Annotated in this window: 17 protein-coding genes and 1 tRNA gene; 3 read left to right on the forward strand and 15 right to left on the reverse strand. The window is 53.7% G+C overall.

What is annotated here, in order from left to right; translation table 11 throughout:
- Positions 1–57: 57 nt before the first annotated feature.
- Genes V0U79_RS08905 through V0U79_RS08925 form a run of 5 tightly spaced genes read right to left on the reverse strand, consistent with a single transcriptional unit; the run spans position 58 to position 2,772 of the window.
- Entirely contained in the window at positions 58–357 is a 300-nt protein-coding gene (locus tag V0U79_RS08905) for a gamma-butyrobetaine hydroxylase family protein (protein WP_330199148.1), read from the reverse strand.
- Positions 354–566 (reverse strand): Trm112 family protein, encoded by a 213-nt coding sequence (locus V0U79_RS08910; protein WP_330199149.1) that lies wholly within the window; start codon positions 564–566, stop codon positions 354–356. The genes V0U79_RS08905 and V0U79_RS08910 overlap by 4 nt, the downstream gene beginning before the upstream one ends.
- A 32-nt stretch (positions 567–598) precedes the next feature.
- A complete protein-coding gene (locus V0U79_RS08915; RefSeq protein ID WP_330199150.1) occupies positions 599–1,228 on the reverse strand; it encodes an LON peptidase substrate-binding domain-containing protein in 630 nt (209 codons plus the stop codon).
- Positions 1,229–1,272: 44 nt separating this feature from the next.
- A complete protein-coding gene (gene trxA / locus V0U79_RS08920) occupies positions 1,273–2,205 on the reverse strand; it encodes a thioredoxin (RefSeq protein ID WP_330199151.1) in 933 nt (310 codons plus the stop codon).
- A 57-nt stretch (positions 2,206–2,262) separates the two neighbouring features.
- Complete coding sequence (locus V0U79_RS08925; RefSeq protein WP_330199152.1) at positions 2,263–2,772, reverse strand: prolyl-tRNA synthetase associated domain-containing protein; 510 nt, start codon at positions 2,770–2,772, stop codon at positions 2,263–2,265.
- A gap of 79 nt (positions 2,773–2,851) precedes the next feature.
- Here V0U79_RS08925 and V0U79_RS08930 point away from each other — a divergent pair, with 79 nt between their 5' ends.
- Together V0U79_RS08930 and V0U79_RS08935 are read left to right on the forward strand one after the other, a co-directional pair.
- Positions 2,852–3,418, forward strand: coding sequence for a 2-hydroxychromene-2-carboxylate isomerase (locus tag V0U79_RS08930; RefSeq protein WP_330199153.1), 567 nt, complete (start codon positions 2,852–2,854; stop codon positions 3,416–3,418).
- An 80-nt stretch (positions 3,419–3,498) separates the two neighbouring features.
- Positions 3,499–3,573, forward strand: a tRNA-Gly gene (locus V0U79_RS08935).
- 395 nt (positions 3,574–3,968) lie between these two features.
- On the opposite strand, the gene V0U79_RS08940 is transcribed toward V0U79_RS08935, so the two are convergent.
- The 7 genes from V0U79_RS08940 to V0U79_RS08970 form a co-directional block, all read right to left on the reverse strand.
- Entirely contained in the window at positions 3,969–4,880 is a 912-nt protein-coding gene (locus tag V0U79_RS08940) for a hypothetical protein (RefSeq protein ID WP_330199154.1), read from the reverse strand.
- Between the two features lie 219 nt (positions 4,881–5,099).
- Positions 5,100–5,852, reverse strand: coding sequence for a DUF6339 family protein (locus V0U79_RS08945; protein ID WP_330199155.1), 753 nt, complete (start codon positions 5,850–5,852; stop codon positions 5,100–5,102).
- Positions 5,853–5,863: 11 nt separating this feature from the next.
- Positions 5,864–6,751 carry a hypothetical protein gene (locus tag V0U79_RS08950; RefSeq protein WP_330199156.1) on the reverse strand — a complete coding sequence of 296 codons (888 nt, stop codon included), beginning with the start codon at positions 6,749–6,751 and terminating at the stop codon, positions 5,864–5,866.
- Positions 6,748–8,607, reverse strand: a complete 1,860-nt coding sequence (locus tag V0U79_RS08955; protein ID WP_330199157.1) for a hypothetical protein — start codon at positions 8,605–8,607, stop codon at positions 6,748–6,750. Before V0U79_RS08955 ends, V0U79_RS08950 begins: the two co-directional genes overlap by 4 nt.
- A complete protein-coding gene (locus tag V0U79_RS08960) occupies positions 8,597–9,610 on the reverse strand; it encodes a PD-(D/E)XK motif protein (protein ID WP_330199158.1) in 1,014 nt (337 codons plus the stop codon). Before V0U79_RS08960 ends, V0U79_RS08955 begins: the two co-directional genes overlap by 11 nt.
- Complete coding sequence (locus V0U79_RS08965; protein WP_330199159.1) at positions 9,603–12,347, reverse strand: Z1 domain-containing protein; 2,745 nt, start codon at positions 12,345–12,347, stop codon at positions 9,603–9,605. The genes V0U79_RS08960 and V0U79_RS08965 overlap by 8 nt, the downstream gene beginning before the upstream one ends.
- A 157-nt stretch (positions 12,348–12,504) precedes the next feature.
- Positions 12,505–12,930 carry a very short patch repair endonuclease gene (locus tag V0U79_RS08970; protein WP_330199160.1) on the reverse strand — a complete coding sequence of 142 codons (426 nt, stop codon included), beginning with the start codon at positions 12,928–12,930 and terminating at the stop codon, positions 12,505–12,507.
- A gap of 72 nt (positions 12,931–13,002) precedes the next feature.
- Here V0U79_RS08970 and V0U79_RS08975 point away from each other — a divergent pair, with 72 nt between their 5' ends.
- Positions 13,003–14,577 carry a DNA cytosine methyltransferase gene (locus V0U79_RS08975; protein ID WP_330199161.1) on the forward strand — a complete coding sequence of 525 codons (1,575 nt, stop codon included), beginning with the start codon at positions 13,003–13,005 and terminating at the stop codon, positions 14,575–14,577.
- 80 nt (positions 14,578–14,657) lie between these two features.
- On the opposite strand, the gene V0U79_RS08980 is transcribed toward V0U79_RS08975, so the two are convergent.
- The 3 genes from V0U79_RS08980 to V0U79_RS08985 form a co-directional block, all read right to left on the reverse strand.
- Positions 14,658–15,734: a DUF3631 domain-containing protein gene (locus tag V0U79_RS08980; protein WP_330199162.1), complete on the reverse strand. Its 1,077-nt coding sequence runs from the start codon at positions 15,732–15,734 to the stop codon at positions 14,658–14,660.
- A 2-nt stretch (positions 15,735–15,736) separates the two neighbouring features.
- Positions 15,737–15,946: an excisionase family DNA-binding protein gene (locus V0U79_RS13690; RefSeq protein ID WP_373696460.1), complete on the reverse strand. Its 210-nt coding sequence runs from the start codon at positions 15,944–15,946 to the stop codon at positions 15,737–15,739.
- A 72-nt stretch (positions 15,947–16,018) separates the two neighbouring features.
- A complete protein-coding gene (locus tag V0U79_RS08985; RefSeq protein ID WP_330199163.1) occupies positions 16,019–17,227 on the reverse strand; it encodes a tyrosine-type recombinase/integrase in 1,209 nt (402 codons plus the stop codon).
- Positions 17,228–17,615 lie beyond the last annotated feature (388 nt).

The following is a 17,615-nucleotide window of genomic DNA, read 5'->3' on the forward strand; positions in this document are numbered from 1 at the left end:
TCGCCCCCCTCGTCCCTTCGGGACACTCCCCCCGCAAGCAGGGGGAGAAAAATTTCTTCAGTTCAACCCCGCCAGGGCGCGCAGATAATCCCAGGTGAAAAGCCCTGAATCATGGCCGTCATCGAAAACGATCTGGACGGCATAGCGGCCCACCGGATTGGCCGCGACGACGCCGACATTTTCCTTGCCGGTGACAATCTGCTTCTGCTCGGGCGCATGGCCCTGCACTTCGGCACTGGGTGATTCCGTGCGCAGGAGCTCGTAGGAGACCTCGCCGGTCTGCCCGTCATCGAAGGTCATGGTCAGGACCTTGCGCGAGCGCGAGAAGTCCAGCTTGGTGGGCCAGGCGTTAGTCATCTTGCTTCTGCATCCGTCAGTTCGCGGGCCTCGTCGGGCAGCATGATCGGCACACCTTCCCGGATCGGGAAGGCGAGACGTGCCTGCTTCGAGACCAGCTCATTGGCCTTGCGGTCATAGGTCAGCGGTCCGCGCGTCACCGGGCAGACAAGGACTTCAAGCAGTTTCGGATCGACATCCTTTTGCGGGGCTGTGTGTTCTTCGCTCATCTGTCCGTCTTATCCCTGGCAGGGCCGGCTTGCTAGTTCGGTGTACCGCCCGCGCCCTCGGCCAGCTTCTTTTCCAGCAGCGCGGTCATCAGATCATAGCGCATGCGCACATCCTCGGCTTCCAGAAGCGCCTGCTTTTCCTTCGCAGCGAAGGGAGCGTTCATGGCGATCTGGTCGACCACCCGGACGATCGGCGCGGCATCGACACTGGACCAGTCGCACTGGATGCCTTCATTGGCGAACCAGCCGCGTAAAAGCGCCGAGAAACGCTCGCGGTCGGCATTGATCAGCGCTTCAGGCGCGCGCCTGTCAGCATCGAATATCGACCAGTCGACCCGGGCGGTGCGATAGGGCGTTTTCTCGTCCAGCTCCTGGCGGATTTCAAAACGCGACACGCCCTGCAGGACGATGAGATAACGCCCGTCATCGGTTTCGGAATGCTGGATGATCACGCCCGCGCCGCCGACGGCCTCGATATCCGGCTTGTCCACTGCACCGCCCGCACGGGTCTGGACGATGCCGATCATCTTGTGACCGGCCATCGCATCATCCGTCATGTTGAGGTAGCGCGGCTCGAAAACGTTCAGCGGCAAAACCTCACCGGGCAGCAAGATAGCACCGCCCAGCGGAAAGAGAGGCAGGATATCCGGTAGAGTCGCCATATGACTGAGCTAGGGTGGCAAACCGCGTCTGCCAAGGGCTGGCGTCAGGCAAACAGCATGGCGGAAAGGCGGCGGCGTCCGCTCTTGGCCACGTCCGATGCAAAGCCGGCGGCCTCGAAAATCTCGAGCAAGCGGGCCTTGGCCTTGCCCTCTTCCCAGTCCTGATCGACCTCAAGAATGGCAAACAACTGGTCCGATGCGCCTTGCAGATCGCCCTTGCCCACGAGCGCATTGGCCAGCTCGAACCGGGCGTCGAAATCGTCCGGATTGGCGGCGACTTTCGCTTCCAGCTCCCCGGCTTCGCCGGCATCGCCGGCTTCCTCGTTCAGCTTCAGAGCCGTCAGAACGGCCTGAACAGAGGCATCATCCATCTTGTCTTCGGGAATATGCTGGAGCACTTCACGTGCCTTGTCAGGCTCGCCGGAGGCGATGAAAACGCGCGCCATGCCAGCGATCGGAGCCGGGTTTTCCGGATCGGACTGGGCTGCCAGCGAGAAATCCTGCGCCGCACCGCCGAGATCACCGGAATTCAGGCTTTCCTCGGCGCGCTTCAGGATGGCGGCAATCTCCGCAGCATCCGGACCGTCACCGGTCAGGCGCTTGATGAAATCATTGATCTGGCTTTCCGGCAGGGCGCCCATGAAACCATCAACCGGCTGGCCGCCCTTGAAGGCGAAAACCGCGGGAATGGACTGCACGCGCAGCTGCTGGGCGACGCCGGGATTTTCATCGATATTGACCTTGACCAGCCGCACCTTGCCGCCAGCCTTGTTGACAGCATGCTCGATCACCGGGCCGAGCTGGCGGCACGGACCGCACCAGGGTGCCCAGAAATCAACGATGACCGGCACGTCCTTTGACGGCTCGATCACATCCGCCATGAAGCTCTGATCGGTGCCATCCTTCACAAGATCGGCGGTCGCGCCCTGCGGGGCAGAGGGCTGGGCGTTCGGGTCGGTGGTGAAAAACTCGCTCATCACATAATTCCTGTCTGTCTGCCGCTTACTTGGCGCGCGGAGGCGGTCATTACAAGGTCAGTCTTCCGCCGCCAGCGCGGCAAAATCGACAATCACCGGCTCATGGCCGGTGGCCCGGGCGAATTTCAGCAGATCATCGCGGGCAATCGCCGTTGTGGCATCATTCGAGAGCGGGTGAAAATTCACCGGATCATGCTCCAGCAGGGCCCTGTCGAGAACGAAGGCGACCTGTCCGTCCCGGTCATTCATCAGCGCAAACGCCGTCACCGAGCCCGGCCGCACACCCAGCGCTTCATACAGGATCTCCTCCCGGGCGAAGGAAAACCGCTGGGCGCCCAACAGGCGGTGCAACCGGTTGACCCGGATCACGCTGTCGCCCAGTGCCGAGACCAGCACCAGCCGTCCCTTCTTGTCCTTGAGAAACAAATTCTTGGTATGCCCGCCGGGCAGGTCAGCCTTGATGGCCTCCCCCTCCTCGACGGTAAAGACAGGCTCGTGATCGGTCGTCGCATGCGCGATGCCGAGCTCGTCGAACAGCGCAAACAGGTCTTGGCGGGTCGCAGGCATATCCGGGATAAAACCGTCTCTACCGGCTGGATCAAGTGCGAATTTCCGCTAGCCTCGGCAAAGCCAGAAGGAGCGCCCGATGAGCCAGCCGATTGTCTTCTTTGCCTTCCGCAGCCCGTATTCGCGCCTTGGCCTGCACAAGCTGAAGCGCGCCGGCATCGAGGCGATCGCCATTCCCTTTACCGGCCCGCCGGACGGCGCACCCTTCTTCAATCCCACCGATTCAAAGCCCAAGCTGGAATATTATCTGGAGGACATTCCGCGCATGACCGAACGGATGGGATTGCCGCTGGCCTTTCCGGATCCGTTCGAAATCCGGGGAGATCTTCCGCTCCGCGCCTTTCACTGGGCCGATCAGCAGGGCAGAGGCTTTGATTTCGCGCTGGCCGCGTCCGAGGCCCGCTGGGGCCTGGGCAAGGATCTGGCCAGTCCGGACGTGCTGGCCGTGGTGGCATCGGAACTGGGTCTCGACCTGCCCGGCGCCGAGGAGCTGGCCTGCGACAAGCGGCTGGACGCCGAAATGGCCACGGCCCGCCAGGCGGTCCAACAACACGGCGTGTTCGGCGTCCCCTTCCTGGTCGCGGACGGGGCGAAATACTGGGGCCAGGACAGGTTCGACATCTATCTGGAGACGGTTTCGGGCTAGCTGAATCTTGCGTCTTGCCAAGCCAGCAGGTTTGCGCGATATACCCCGCCTCCCGGCGAACAGCCGGTACCCCATGTTGAGCGGGCGTAGCTCAGGGGTAGAGCGTCACCTTGCCAAGGTGAATGTCGTGAGTTCGAATCTCATCGCCCGCTCCATTCTTTCGCAATTACCATATGTTTTTCTTATAGATAGGCATGTGAGGGCGTATTTTTACCCACAATCTTACCCATGTTCATAAATGCTTGGACGCGGTCTAACTGCGGAACATTCCCAGCAGAAATCTTAAAAAGACAGCTTTGGGAGGCAATTGTCAGAGATTAAGATGCCCGCTGGGGTCGAGCAGGGACATAGATATTGTGGACCATTGTCGCGTTAAAGAAGGGGGGCGGGGGATGCTGGTCCCGCCTTTGGAGTCCCGCGAGTTTCGCCACCTCCCCTGCTCGCGCTTCTAGCGCCGCAATTTTTTGAAAACGTTACAGGACACGAACTCGCGAACCGGATGTCACTGCTGAAAACGACCGAATCGCCCCACAATATTACGCTTGGCTTTCTACTTCTGGCGTCCTCTTGAGCTGCTCCTTCGCCGCATTGGAGCGACGCCTTCTCCTGGCGAAATGATGGTAGTCCCTCCAACTGCTGGGTGCTCATCTCGAACAATTGAAGCAAACGACCTTCCTGTTTTCTTTCGTGTTTCGATAATTTTGCGAAGAGCGTCACCCGTTAGCCTTTCGCCTGCGGGTGCAACAATCAGCGTGCTAATATCAAAAGCTGCATTTTTTGGATCATCGGAAGCCGTTGAAAGTTCGATTAGAGTTTCAGGCGAAACCCTATCGATCAAGTCTTGCATTCCGGCCCCACAAAAATGGCCGCCGCGAAGCCGTTTGAAGCGGCCCGCTTTCACCGCAAAGCAGAACTCATCATATTCGCGAAAATCGAGATGGAACGAGTTGAATCTTATAAACGGCCTACCGTCAATTTGCATTTGAAAGTGGAAATGCGGGTTCTGCCCATGTTGCGAACTTGCGTGCCCCTGCCTGTCAGACTGGGCGCAGGAAAACGCCCATTCCAAATTTCTGAATCTAATGGAGTGCTCAATGAACTTGTCTGACGATTTTTCAGCAACGAGGTCATTTATATTCTGAAACAATCGTTCCGAATTTGCAGCCCAACGCAAAAAGGTATCCATATGGTGGAAAGTGGTGGTGGCGTACAATACGGGTAGGTGCTTTGGCTTGAAGCCTTTGGGCTTTAGCAACCAATGCAGGCAAGGTTTTTTGATTGAAAAGTGTGAGATTGGGTTGCCGCAAAGGCTACACCGATCATTTTTCAGCGCAGCTTCAAATTCCGCGAAATCGGCGCGCTCTTGCTTGCGATTGCTAAGTGAAAGTTCCTCGAGCTCTTCAGCTGCCAAGCCATTTAGCCGAGCTTCAATTTCCGCGATTATCCCATCATCCAGTTTCATTCTACTCCCAAAGTTGGTGAACTCTCTGGATCTCTTGACCACGGCCAATTTGCTCGAGGTTCACAGATCCTGACTTCACCCTTTTTTGACAGGCTCATCTCGATCAGCTTCCCGCCCATTCATTAGTGCCAGAAAACTGACCTTAAAAAGCATTGGCGATTTGCTGGTTGTTGATCTCCACACATTTGGACGAGCGCTGAATCGATGGCTTACAACCGCTCAACGCTCCTTCGATTGGCTGTCGGCCAAGGCAACTCTGAAACACCTGTCTAAGAAGTCTGATAGTTCGGGCTTTCCCACCGAAGCTAGACAAATTACCTCGTTTCTTGCGACAACTGCCTTGAGCACATCGCGGGTTGCTTGCTGTAAAGCATCGCCAGATGACTTCGTCGACGCGTTCAGCCAAGCTTCACCGATCGCCAAAGCTAAGCGCTGGTCCCGGACCACCGATGGTCGCTCACAAATTGCTACCATTGCGTCTTCTAGAATCCGGCTAGCCACTCCCCAGCGACTTGGATGCTCTAGGCCCCGATCAAACACTTGGCTTCTTGTCCAAAGCCGACCAAACATATTTCGGTTTCCGCCAAGTAATCGAGACCTGTTCGGATTGGGGAATCGCCAAACTGTGAAATCGGGCGCTAGATTGATCGCAAACCACATCCACACTTCATCTTCCAGCCCTTCGCCTGGGCTTACCCATTTGGCCAAAGTCTCCGCGAAATAAGAGATGCAAGCCCTGTCGAACGATGCACGCTGCTTGGTGTCAGGAAATCCAGCAGATTCAGCTAGGCGTTCAATTCCTTTCCGAAGGTCCATCATTTCCGAAACAGTCAATCTGTTTCCGCCGGGCCCCGCGAACCATACACCTTCACTGACCAACCTGCTTTGATCAAAACTGATCTGCGTATGGTCACAAATCGCTGTCAACTCCAATGCATACTGTTCAGCTAAATGGCTTCTGAGGCGTGGCATATACCGCATTGCTAATTGGCCCACCCAGCCACCAACGCCCGAGCTCTAACAGGGTCCGTGTCAAGAAAATCGTTTATGTCGGAGCAATTCGTCACACCAAAAATTTGTTGGCACCAAGCTCCGCATACGCCCTTTAGTGAATATGGGTTATCCGATGACAAATCAGACTCGCTTCGCGCCACATGTTGAATGAGCAAGAACGCCGCATCGGCCATGATTGTGTTGAGCGTCACGTCATCCGCGTTCTCAACCCGCTCCATCAGCTCTTTGTTGTCACCATTTAAAAACAAAGTAACTGCAGATTGAAAATCGAGGTCCGGGTTGCCGGCGACGTATAGCCTCCATGGCGCGCTCCGCTCGAGAGGTTTCGGAAATTCCGAGTTAAAAGAAACTACAGCCATAGGAAACTGGCGTGCGCCACCAAGCGCCGCCGAATACCGATCGGACCATAGCCGGCTTCCTTTCTCGCTCGCCGCAAGCGCAGAACTTGGCTCTGATCTATTCAACAGTACAAGTTCGAGATCAAAATGGACTCTAGTGTTCAGATCTCTAACGTCGACCTTCAATTCTATCCTCGAATCAAAGATCTCTCGTGTTTCTAGCTGCTTCTGAACTAGACAGCGACGAATTGCACCAAATCGACCTGCACCAGTCGAGATCAAGCCGTTTAGCTGCAGTAAGCTCCCAACGCCTAGTCCGCACTCGCCAGCGACGGCCTTACCGTCGAACGAAATGCGACACTGTGCTTCCAGTTTACAATTCGGCGTGAGGTCGGAAAGTTCTGCGGGCTCAGTGGCGATCGTTTCTGAACCATCGGCTGCCACTATTCGAATGACCCATGCAGACCTGGTGATAGTGTCTGGCTGTAAAACGGATAAAAAGGGGAGCTGAATGTTCATCTGCGCCACTCTAGATCAACCGCTATCGCGACAGGCTCGGGAAGCGTTACGTTGAACGTGTAGGTCCCGCTTTTCGACAATTTGGCGATCGCGCCCTTAGAAACGACGTTTCCTGCTGCGTCCATCCAGGCAATGACATCTACCTTCCCACCGTTGGGAAGTGTTTTTCCCGATGCACTTCGATCAGGACGCCCCTCTCTAACCACAAGCGGAACTGCCTTTACCGTCACTGGTTCTTGTGGGCTCACGCTACTTACTTCGACGCTAAATTCAGCGCTTATCGCGCCCGATCGCGCATCCTCGCGAAGACCTATTGGAATTGCTGATTTCTGCCGTTCCTCAACGCCAGCTTTACTTGTCCGTTGTACTGAGGCGCGCCTGTGGTCGGGCCCAGATTCGGTTGGCAAGAATCTGCCCAACCGCTTCGCAGCGCCATCGACAACATCACCTTCACCAGCGGACGGTCTGAGACTAGGCGCACCCCACGCCATCCCTTCTTCCCGTACGGCCGCCAGTGCTCGTTGGACATACTTCTTCGGTAAGGACCTTTTGGGCAGGGAGTCCACCACCCAATCGTCATGTGCAGGTGGTTCAGCCCTCGCGAACGCAGATTCTATCGCATCGTCGGTATCCGATACGAAAACTCCTGCGCTATCTACACCATCCGCCCGTCCCGAATCGAAGACAAAATACCTAACCACCAACTCTACCGGACGCATGACCGCGATATGAACCAATTGGTTTGGCACAATTGAGTTTTCGACACCACACAGCAAAGGGCTTCGGGGTTCCGCTAGCTTTCGGTGAGTCGCTATATAGCCAACACGAACAGGCGCGCGCCCCGTCGTCATTACAGGTTTGCCGTTTCCAGAACGGATTGAGGTTAAGGCGGTGACGAATGTGTCGAATGGTGGGCACTCCGAGGGGTCTGGGATTTCTATTTTCTCTCCGTCAACCTCGCAATGAAAAGTAATTGCCCGAGTATCGTCTTGTTTTGGAATAAGTTTAGGCCAAAAGTTCCAAAGCAGCACCTCACGAATGGTCCTACCTAAATCTAACGTTCCATCATCCGGATTGCCGGGAAGATCAGGGTCGAGGATGAGTATTGAGGTTCCAAATTCCTCACCTGGTCGTGGCAGGCACTCTAGCAAATCAGCGATAGCGGTCGCTTCTTGCCCCTCGGCGGGCTCGATGACGTTCTCTGCCATCCTTCCCCACCAATGCCTTCCGGTGAATCGACCTGGGCTATCGCCTTCCAGTACAGAGTAAGATCCACCGATATGACACCCCATCAGCCGGCGCACTTTCTGATCGTTGTGGGTGGTTAGGGAATCTACGAAGATCGTTCGACATCGGCTTGCATGATACAAAGATGATTTTCCGTACCCATAGGTTCCTCCACCTTGCGCCTTGTCCTGTGGTGCTCCTATGTCACGAAAGAAGTCGACAAAGTCGCTTTTTTGGCCTTGCCGGCGTGGCTGATCAGAACGGGTCGGGCCCGCAAGCCCGTCTGTTCCGAAGTCTGATATCTCTAGTATTCGTAGAGAATCGGCTTCTGTTGCTGCTGTTAAGTTTGAAAAAGAAGCGCCACTTTCGGGGGGTGGGAGCTCAGAGAGAACTACGTTCAGAACTCTACGAAGCGCGTTGCCATCTAACGTTCTGAGCCGCACATGGATATCAATACCTAAGCCCGATGCCTTGACGTCGTCCCGGCGTGCATCCCAACAGTTTTGTACGGCTTCACGTAGGACGGTTTGAAATGGATCATTTCGGGGTGTGCCCAACAGCTTCGTTGCGCCGTCTCCTGAAAATGCGCCGGTTGGCGGAAATGCTTCGCTTTGGATATCAAGCTTCACTGGTTGCCCCAGCCAATCGTGTCAAGAAATCCTGTTCCTTAGGCGGATCAAGCCGCCATTCGGAAGCATGATCCAGATCGAGATCGTACTTAACATTCGAGACGCCAGGGCGAAGTTGCCCATCAATCATCAAGTCCCTGCCCAATCGTGGGAAATCAGCCGGTACCGAATACATTCTCCGCTCCACAACGCGAAAGGCTCGCGCGTCCCAAGCTGCTCGAGCATCATTATCGAACCCGGCTGCCTCCAACCGTTTGTTTAGGTGATCCAAGTCAACAGCGTTTTCTCGCGCCGCTTCGACAAGCGCCGAAACGCGAAGTCCATTTCCGCCTACTTCTTCAAATCTGTAGTAAACGAGAAACAGCTCTTCGTCGGTTCCAGGTTCTAGCTGATCAATAGACGAAATTGTCACGATCGGCTGACCTCGACGCACACTTGCTTTTACCTCCGCAGCGATCGCCGTCCCTACGAAATCGCGCCTGTGAGGCCCGGACCCAAGCCAAGTTGCTGCTGCACGTTCGTTTTGCTCCAGCAAGTCATTCAAAAGACTGAGCTCACCTAACAAGCCAAGAACTTTCGAAAGCTCCACAGATTTTTGATTTTCACGCTGAAATAGCTGGCGGAATTCCTCGATAGTTTTTAGTACCGCAGGTTTTCCGGTTAAGCCTGAATCCAGATGACGGCAAACTTGCTCACAAAAATCCGAGAAAATGGGCTCGAGGTCTGCGGCGTTACAGCAAAGGTCAATGAATTGTCGAGGTTGGCCGTCCAAACTAAGCATGCTCAATCGGGCGTATAAATTGGGACCCGTTTCACATTCAAACCTGTTCTCTTCGAGCTTGACCGGAACCAGTAATCTTGCGGCACCGGCATCGCCGAGCGCTATTCGCACCGGCCCAACTCGAGTGTTGCAACCTAAAGGTTCCGTATCAATTCCAGATGATTCGCTCGCGCCATTTGATTGCACCCGCTCCCTAATTACTCCCCAGAAGATCTCAGGCATTTGCTTGACCTTCGGCAGGTTGCGCAGCCAAGGCTATCTGATTGGCTTCTTCAGCCTCTTGTACAGCTTCAATGAATTCTTCGTCTTCCTCGGCGGAATCTGATAAAAGCGCGTGCTCCACTGACCAATATCCCTCTGGATGATCGCGATCTGGAAATACCATTCCCACCGCGAGCACATCTGCAACTGCATCCAATGCCACCCGGTGTTCGGATGACGTTGGTGACATTCGGTCAATTGCGTACAGCATCAGAAGCGGCATTTCGGCTCCTGAATCAATTTGGATTCTCCGCCGAGCTTCTTTTATTTCATCCCATCCACTGGCTTGGTTGTCGCGGGCATCTTTTACATCAACCCAAATATCCCTAGCGCTCATAAGGCCTTTAATGTAGGCCGGCGGCGGAGCGGGCTTTATGAGGCGGGATCGATTATGGCACTTAACGGTGCCAGCCTTCCCAAGGGTAGGCATTGAGCCATTTCGAACTTGCTGGGGTTCAACGATAGCGACATTCCAATTCTCAAGGAGAGGATTGCCATCTTTGTCAGTGTCCACCTCACGAATAAATTCCAAGATATCTGAGGCTGACATTCCGATTTGGCGATCGTGAATCTGGTATCCGTCGTCGGCCTCAAGGAATCTCTCAATGACCACGCGCGGGACCGCTCGAATTACCCTATCACTCGGCATTTCAGACAACCCGGTTTGCGAAAGCGATTCCTCAATCAATCGTTCACCAGCGGTCCAGTTTCTGGCCAACCAATCCTTATCTTCATGTTCAAAGTAAAGGGTTCCGCGATGCTTGCCTGCGAAGCTAGTGCTAACTGGAGCCGCTCCCGTTAACTTCGAAGCCGCAGTAGCTCGCATACCAGGAATCATCCTAACGCGAACAGCCAGCTCGGAAGGCGTGAGACCTTTTTCAATAGCAGTTTTAATATCGTGTCGAATTTCAGCTTCCACCGTGGCCAAGTCATGGAAAGCTTGCTCGAGCTCTTTGGTCATCCAAATTCTTGGAAGATCTTCAAACCCTTCTCTGTATCCGAACCAACGTCCCATTTGCAGAAGGGTGTCGAACTGCGTCGAGGGCCGAGTGAAATAGCTGACGGTCAAGCCTTCAATAGTCAAGCCGCGAGCCAGCACCGAGCCTCCAACCACAACGTATGTCTTGGGCTTCGGATCACTTTCGTAGTCTAATCGGGTGTCACTATCCATGTTTTCGACTGCAACCTGAATGCTCTCAGCCACAAGTTTTAGTTCAGGGGTCAGCTCATCGAAATCATGTTCTGGAAGTCCGAATTGTTTTGGGTCCACCCGGTTGAATTCGCTAATGAATCTACGACGCAACCGATCCAAGGTCCCTTGGTCGTTGATGGTAAGATTTGCTATGGTTGGTTCGAGCCAATCCTCAGAAATTTTGTCTGCAATTGCTTGATGAGGGCGCGTATACAATGTGCTGTGAACCAACATTGAGGCATGTTCGCCTCTCTGCCCTCGGATCCTTCTGGCTGCGACGGCGAGAAGATAATAATCGAGTGAGTCTAATAGAGATCGCGGCAATTCAGGTTCGAACGTCTCCTTGTCTTTTCGAGCGGGACGAAGCGCTGACACTTCGTCATCCGGAACGCGCCGGATTACATCGAGCCCTGATGAATCCGGAGCCTCCGCATCGCTATCCAACTGACTACGTCCATAAAGACGCTCAGGTCCGAAATACTTGTCGCTTGTCTTTAGCGGGTAAACGAAATCCCGAGGGTAAAGGTCTTCGTGCCGCCCGGGGTCAATTCGCGGGTCGATAAGAACATTTGCAAATGGTGTCGCAGTGTAACCGACGTAAGAGCTTCGAGGTAACTTATCCAATATTTCACGGATAAACCCGTTTATTGCTGTTGTTTCCCATTCACTTCCGGCCGTGTTAATGCTGGCCTGATCGCACTCGTCATCGATTATTAGGGCGGGAAGGTCATTTAGATTGCCGCCGGAAGTCTCTTTCAAATGACCCAATACTAGCTTCAGTGGGCTGACGTTCTTTTTAATTACTAAGATTTGTGTTTGCTGTTGCATGGACTGGAAATTTCCGGCCCCAAGCCCTTTGAAATCTTGGTCTGGCTGATCGGGGGACGAAGACTTCGTGTGCTGGTACCAAAGGTTTTCGGTACCAAAAATCAAATCCTTGTCGATTCGCAATTGGGTTTGGCTTCGAAGCGCTTTTGTCAATCCAGCCAAAACTATTACTAACTTAAACCCGGCATCCGCCGCCTTGGAAATCACAGCCATCATGTTGGCTGTTTTCCCTGATTGGACATGACCCAAAACCAAGCCTCGACCACTATCAGTAGGTCCCGAAGGCGGGATCAATCGAGAAACAATCGCTGTTGAGTCTTTGTCGATGACCTTGATGACTTCGTCGTCGAAAGCAGGTTTTGCTGCCAATTTCCTACAATATTCAAACCAACGCGGGCTCTCTTCGCTTGTTCCAGGGCCAGGGTACCAAGTGTGCCCGGGATCGCCCCTTAGAATTGCGTTTGCCCTAAGGAACTCTCTCCTTTCTTCGCTTTGCCTTATCAGATTTGCTTGAGCCAGCTCCAACTTTGTTTCAAGATTTTCTAAGAAGCTCCTCTCAGCGACGGCGTCACCTTGAAGGTCAATTATAGTTTGCCGGGTATCATTTCGGACGCGCTCGACAGCCGCTTCTAGGGCGATTCCATATTCGCGCATGGCTTTTCTGATTCTGTCTTCCATAACTCACCGCAAGTAATGCAAACCCAGCTACAAGAATGTCACACACCCAAGCAATCCGCTGAAAATCAGCCTAACGAAGACACTACAGCAATCAACCTATGCGATATGTTTTGGCTAGGCCTAAAATCGCGGAAGCTGCGTTAGCCAGATCTCTTGATCACGTCCCCTCTTTGCTGATCCAATTAGAGACGGCCTTAAGCGTTTCTTCCAGTGCAAGAGCCTTCAACTCGCATTCCCACACCACATGGACGCGCCAACCAAGCTCGGCGAGCGCTTCAGAATTTCGTAGGTCCCGAGCTACATTTTCATCGAACTTTTTAGCCCAAAATTCTGCTCTTGTTCTTGGCGTGGTTGCGAACTTGCAACCCGGGTGGCGGTGCCAAAAACATCCATGAACGAAGATTGCAGACTTATATTTAGGGAGGACAATGTCTGGCTTACCTGGAAGACACTTGTCATGCAGGCGAAATCGATAGCCTTTGGCATGCAACCCGCGCCGCAACACTAGTTCTGGCTTGGTGTCTTTGTGGCCAATCCCAGCCATCATTTTCGAACGTGTTTCTTTATTTACTATATCGGCCACTGATCTATGCCCCTGGCATTCCGCCACGGTCCTGGTAGACAGTGCTAAGGTCAAGTCTGAAGGCGAATTGACATGGAAGGTGAGATTAGGGTTGTAGACCTTTTCGCTGGTCCGGGCGGCTTGGCAGAGGGCTTTTCGTCGGTTCTGAACGAAAATGGTGACAGGGTTTTCAAGGTTGTAACCTCCGTTGAGAAGGAGGCCTCTGCGCATAAAACTCTGACTCTTAGAGCTTTCACCCGACAGTTTAAATATCGACAACTTCCAGACACATACTACGAGTTTGCGAATGCACTGAGCCGCGAAGAATCTGATCGAGCTTTTTTAAAACTAAAACAAACTAATCCGGTAGAATGGGAAGCGGCTGTCTGGGAAACGCTTTATTCGCCGAAAGAACTAGGTAACCCAGCCGATGACGAAGCTGTAGGTGAGCGCCTCGAGAGTCTTTTGACGGACAAAGCTAACGGCGGCGCCGACATCGTGGTAATCGGTGGGCCGCCTTGCCAAGCGTATTCTCTTGTGGGGCGATCACGGAATCTCGGCAAAACCAGCTATGTTGCCGAAGAGGATTCAAGGCACTTTCTCTATCAAGAATATGTTCGGATTCTCGACCGCCTGTCTCCGGCCGCTTTCGTCATGGAAAATGTAAAGGGCATGCTGTCGTCCTCGATCGCCGGCAGACGAATCTTTGCTCAAGTGCGGGAAGATCTCGAGAACGCGGGCACGGTTGGCGGCGGCTACCAGCTTGTTGCTATGTCTCCCAATCGGAATGAAGGGCTACTTTTTAATGATCAGCTAGAGGATCGAGATTTCTTGATCCGATCAGAACGGCACGGGGTGCCGCAAGCGCGACACCGGATAATAATAGTTGGCATTCGTAAGGACCTTTTTCGCAAGGCAAAAATCGACCCCATGAAGACCTTCATGCCGGAAAGGTCGAAGCCATGTGCCAATGTCGGAGATGTCTTGTCGGGGCTACCCCCTCTAAGGTCAGGATTAAGCAGAGACGATTCACCAGAAAATTGGAGGAATACTGTCTTAGAAGGTATGGATCTTGTTATTCAGTCGGCATCTGGCAGTCTTATAGAAGCGGCACGAAGTGCGAAGCGTAACTTCCAAAGTTCGAATTCCATCTTGCCGCGCTCGAGCACCGAGTATCCAATTGGCTCCATCCAAAACCCGGAGCTTCGGGAATTTATCGAAGATGAAAACCTATCTATTCTCAAGGGGCACGAAACAAGGGGGCATATGGCCTCAGATATTGCTCGTTACTTTTTCTGTTCAGTATTTATGGGCTTAAATGGCCGGCCAGCAAAAGCTGACGATTTTCCTCAGAAGCTCGCGCCAAATCACAAAAATTGGTCTAGCGGTAAGTTCGCTGATCGCTTTCGTGTCCAAGGCTGGCTCAACCCGTCAACCACGATTGTGAGTCATATTGCCAAAGACGGCCACTATTTCATCCACCCCGACCCCGCACAATGTCGTAGCTTGACTGTGAGAGAAGCCGCCCGACTGCAAACATTTCCGGACAATTATCTTTTTTTGGGCAATAGGACCGAGCAATTTGTTCAAGTTGGAAACGCGGTCCCGCCTCTTCTGGCCAAGCAAATTGGAGAGGCAGTAATGGGCATTTTGCTGCCAAATCACTAGCTTTCTGCGACCGCCGCAAGCAATGGCGGTGGAGCAACAGGTTCACGCCCGCAGATGCTTGTTGCATTTGTTGCGCATCGTTAACGAGAGGGCGGCAAGTACCGGTTCCAAGCATCACAAAAATCGCTGCGCTCGTAGCCGCGCGGCGTAAGGCCTTCAACCCTTATGCCTTTGGGTGATATATCATATTGCTTCAACAATTGAGCTAGGCGCCGTTGATTGAGGGGCTTGTTATCAAGCTCGGCCCATGGTGCTTCTGGCATCGAGTTGAGGCGAGCGACCAGGGTCCGGCTTGGCAGCCTTATATCCCCTCTGAAAGACATTTTGATATCGGCCAAGAGCGAAACACCTAGGCTTGGGCTTTCCTCCTTGATGTGCGCAACATGTGCAACAGCTGCATCACGGGCTAGTTCGGGCCAGCGCCCTCCTGCGGCATCAGCAACAGCTATCAGAGGCTCCCAGACATCTGCGTTCCGATCAGTGATTTGTATCGGCATTTTGGGCGGTGGATTCATGATAGTGCCGCCGATGCTTTCGCACCACAATTCAAGGCGGTCCCGCAGGGTGTGGCCGTCGGGAGAATGAATTCGTCGACGAAAGGGCTCCACAGTTTCATGAAGGGCGCGTCGTTTCATTTTCACGACAATTGATCGCGATAAAATCGTATCCGGCAACTTTCCGAGCCCCGCCATTGCGACGGCGCAATAAGCGGGCAGCTCCTCGGTCTCAATTTCTTTGCCTTTGACAACGCATCGGCCCGCTGTTGCGCCTCGACGGTGGCCAGCGTTGAGTAACCCCCGCAACTCTTCATTGTCGCGAGCCTTAGGCCCGAAAACTGTGTCTATCTCATCGAAGAGAATCGTCGGCGTGCCATCGGGGTCGCCAACTTTACGAAAAAGGTACGCTGGACTGACGTTGATTGATTCAATTGGCCTTGGCACCAAGAGTTCTGTCACTTCCAGTGCTCGGGTTTTGCCGCTTCCTGGTTCGGGCGAGAGAAACGCCAGGCGCGGCGTGCTATCCCATGCTTCCATTATGTGCGTGTGAGCAATCCATAAAGCATGTGCAAAGGCATCGGCGTCATTAGGGTAAGAAACGAACCGTTTGAGAAAATGAACAATCTCATCAAGCAGCTGGGCTGGAGACGTTGCCGCCATTGCTAAGCCTCCGGCAAGCTCGCGAACCAAGTCTCAGCGGACTCAGCGGGGATAAGAGTTCGACGGCCGACCTTAACGCCGCGCAATTCTCCCGCCTTCAAGAGCTGATAGGTCTTCGCCCGTGAAACGCCGTAGGCACTTACAAAACGGTCAATTGTCATTGCTCGCGGAGCAATAGGTGGGGGTGACGAAATTGGTATCGAATCAGACATGTAGGCGTCTCCTGAGAATCATCTGTCATCAGTAGACACCAATTCCGGTGGAGTTGTCGTCCTACGCCCCGGTCATTGTTTTCGCTTGGCTTTTTGAGCTTCGTCTAGAAGTTCACCGAGATAAGAACTCCATTCGCACATCATTCTACGGCGACCGTCTAGGTATTCCGCGGCGTTGTAGGCGCCACGCACCTTATTGCGTTCTACGTGAGCAAGCTGGCGCTCGATCCAGTCGCGATTATATCCCTGCTCATTGAGAAGAGTTGACGCGGTTCTGCGAAAACCATGCGCCACATGATGGCGGCGATCAAAGCCAAGTGAGCGTAGGGCTTTGTTGAATGTCATGTCGCTGATGGGTTGATCGGGCTTTACTGAGGATGCGGCAATGAACGCCTGATTGCCAGTGTGTCGGCGCAATTCTTTCAAGAGCCGAATGACTTGGGGCGATAACGGCACGATGTGCTCGCGACGGAGCTTGGTTCTGATAGCCGGTATCCGCCATAGACCTTTTTCAAGATCAAACTCGTCCCATCGAGCTTCGCGCAATTCGCTGGGTCTTACGAACACATGCGCCAAGATTTCCAGACAAAGGCTGGTTACGGTCTCGCCCTCATAGGCGCGTATACAAGCCAATAAACGACCAAGCTCCTTAGGACACGTTATTGCTGCATGGCCCCCAGGTAGCGGCGCTATCAACGCGCCGCGGAGATCGTCAGCCACATTCCGAGAGGCCCGTCCCTGAGCAATCGCTAGCTGTAGAACTCGACTCGCGAACGCTCGCGCCTCATTAGCTAAAGTCCGCTTGCCGCGCGTCTCATGTTTTTGGAGAGCAGCCAACAACTGCTCCGAGGTCAGAGCGCTGATAGGTATGGCTCCGATATCGGCTCGAAGCGCGCCAAGAAAAGTCTTCTGCTTTTTCAAAGTCCGGGGCGCTGCGCCCTCAGCCTGGCGTTTAGCAATGTATGCGGAAGCCATTTGCTCAAATGTATCGGAACTGGCGAAGGCGGCGCGCAACCTCTCCTTCTTTCGTTCAACACTCGGGTCGAGCCCTAAGGCCAATACTCGCCGCATCTCGTCACGTTTCTGGCGTGCTAGCGACAGCGACACATCGGGGAAGCTGCCCAAACTGAGCATTTTCTCTCTTCCGTGAAAGCGGTAGCGAAAGCGCCAATGCTTGCCTCCGTCCGCGTTCACGAGAAGCGTTAGCCCTTTGCCATCTGCTTTCTTATAGGCGTGATCCTTTGGCCTTAGCGCTTTGATCGTTCGATCAGTTAGCTTCATATTGCCCCCAAACTATACCCGCAATTTTACCCACAAAGGGCGGAGATTGTGGTGTTACGTGGTGGACGTTGGTAGACGTTTCAAGCAGGCAATTTACAGAAATTACTATATATTTTCTGTCTTTGTAGAGTCACGTGGATGTTGACAGACTGAAGTCTGGAGCTCATCGCCCGCTCCATTCTCTGCAGGCTTTTCGGACACCCTCAGGCCTCCCGGATTGCACCAGGGGAGCGGACGGGAGAGCGCATAGGGCAGCGCCGTCAGTGGTCGAGCATGAATTAATTCATGTGGTCAGGTGAATTTCACAATGATTGGGGCTGATGCGCCTAACAAGCGAAGTCAGGCAACCACCGCATTTACCCAGCCCCCAACCAAGACCTCGCCTTCA

Origin of the sequence: Hyphobacterium lacteum (assembly GCF_036330345.1) — a bacterium.
Classification (GTDB): domain Bacteria; phylum Pseudomonadota; class Alphaproteobacteria; order Caulobacterales; family Maricaulaceae; genus Hyphobacterium; species Hyphobacterium lacteum.

Excerpts from the sequence above, each read along its gene's own strand:
- V0U79_RS08940 (WP_330199154.1), bottom strand. The coding sequence starts at position 4,880 with ATGAAACTGGATGATGGGATAATCGCGGAAATTGAAGCTCGGCTAAAT.
- V0U79_RS08915 (WP_330199150.1), bottom strand. The coding sequence starts at position 1,228 with ATGGCGACTCTACCGGATATCCTGCCTCTCTTTCCGCTGGGCGGTGCT.
- V0U79_RS08945 (WP_330199155.1), bottom strand. The coding sequence starts at position 5,852 with ATGCCACGCCTCAGAAGCCATTTAGCTGAACAGTATGCATTGGAGTTG.
- V0U79_RS08985 (WP_330199163.1), bottom strand. The coding sequence starts at position 17,227 with ATGAAGCTAACTGATCGAACGATCAAAGCGCTAAGGCCAAAGGATCAC.
- V0U79_RS08910 (WP_330199149.1), bottom strand. The coding sequence starts at position 566 with ATGAGCGAAGAACACACAGCCCCGCAAAAGGATGTCGATCCGAAACTG.
- V0U79_RS08980 (WP_330199162.1), bottom strand. The coding sequence starts at position 15,734 with ATGGCGGCAACGTCTCCAGCCCAGCTGCTTGATGAGATTGTTCATTTT.
- V0U79_RS08950 (WP_330199156.1), bottom strand. The coding sequence starts at position 6,751 with ATGAACATTCAGCTCCCCTTTTTATCCGTTTTACAGCCAGACACTATC.
- trxA (WP_330199151.1), bottom strand. The coding sequence starts at position 2,205 with ATGAGCGAGTTTTTCACCACCGACCCGAACGCCCAGCCCTCTGCCCCG.
- V0U79_RS08960 (WP_330199158.1), bottom strand. The coding sequence starts at position 9,610 with ATGCCTGAGATCTTCTGGGGAGTAATTAGGGAGCGGGTGCAATCAAAT.
- V0U79_RS08905 (WP_330199148.1), bottom strand. The coding sequence starts at position 357 with ATGACTAACGCCTGGCCCACCAAGCTGGACTTCTCGCGCTCGCGCAAG.
- V0U79_RS13690 (WP_373696460.1), bottom strand. The coding sequence starts at position 15,946 with ATGTCTGATTCGATACCAATTTCGTCACCCCCACCTATTGCTCCGCGA.
- V0U79_RS08925 (WP_330199152.1), bottom strand. The coding sequence starts at position 2,772 with ATGCCTGCGACCCGCCAAGACCTGTTTGCGCTGTTCGACGAGCTCGGC.
- V0U79_RS08930 (WP_330199153.1), top strand. The coding sequence starts at position 2,852 with ATGAGCCAGCCGATTGTCTTCTTTGCCTTCCGCAGCCCGTATTCGCGC.
- V0U79_RS08975 (WP_330199161.1), top strand. The coding sequence starts at position 13,003 with ATGGAAGGTGAGATTAGGGTTGTAGACCTTTTCGCTGGTCCGGGCGGC.
- V0U79_RS08965 (WP_330199159.1), bottom strand. The coding sequence starts at position 12,347 with ATGGAAGACAGAATCAGAAAAGCCATGCGCGAATATGGAATCGCCCTA.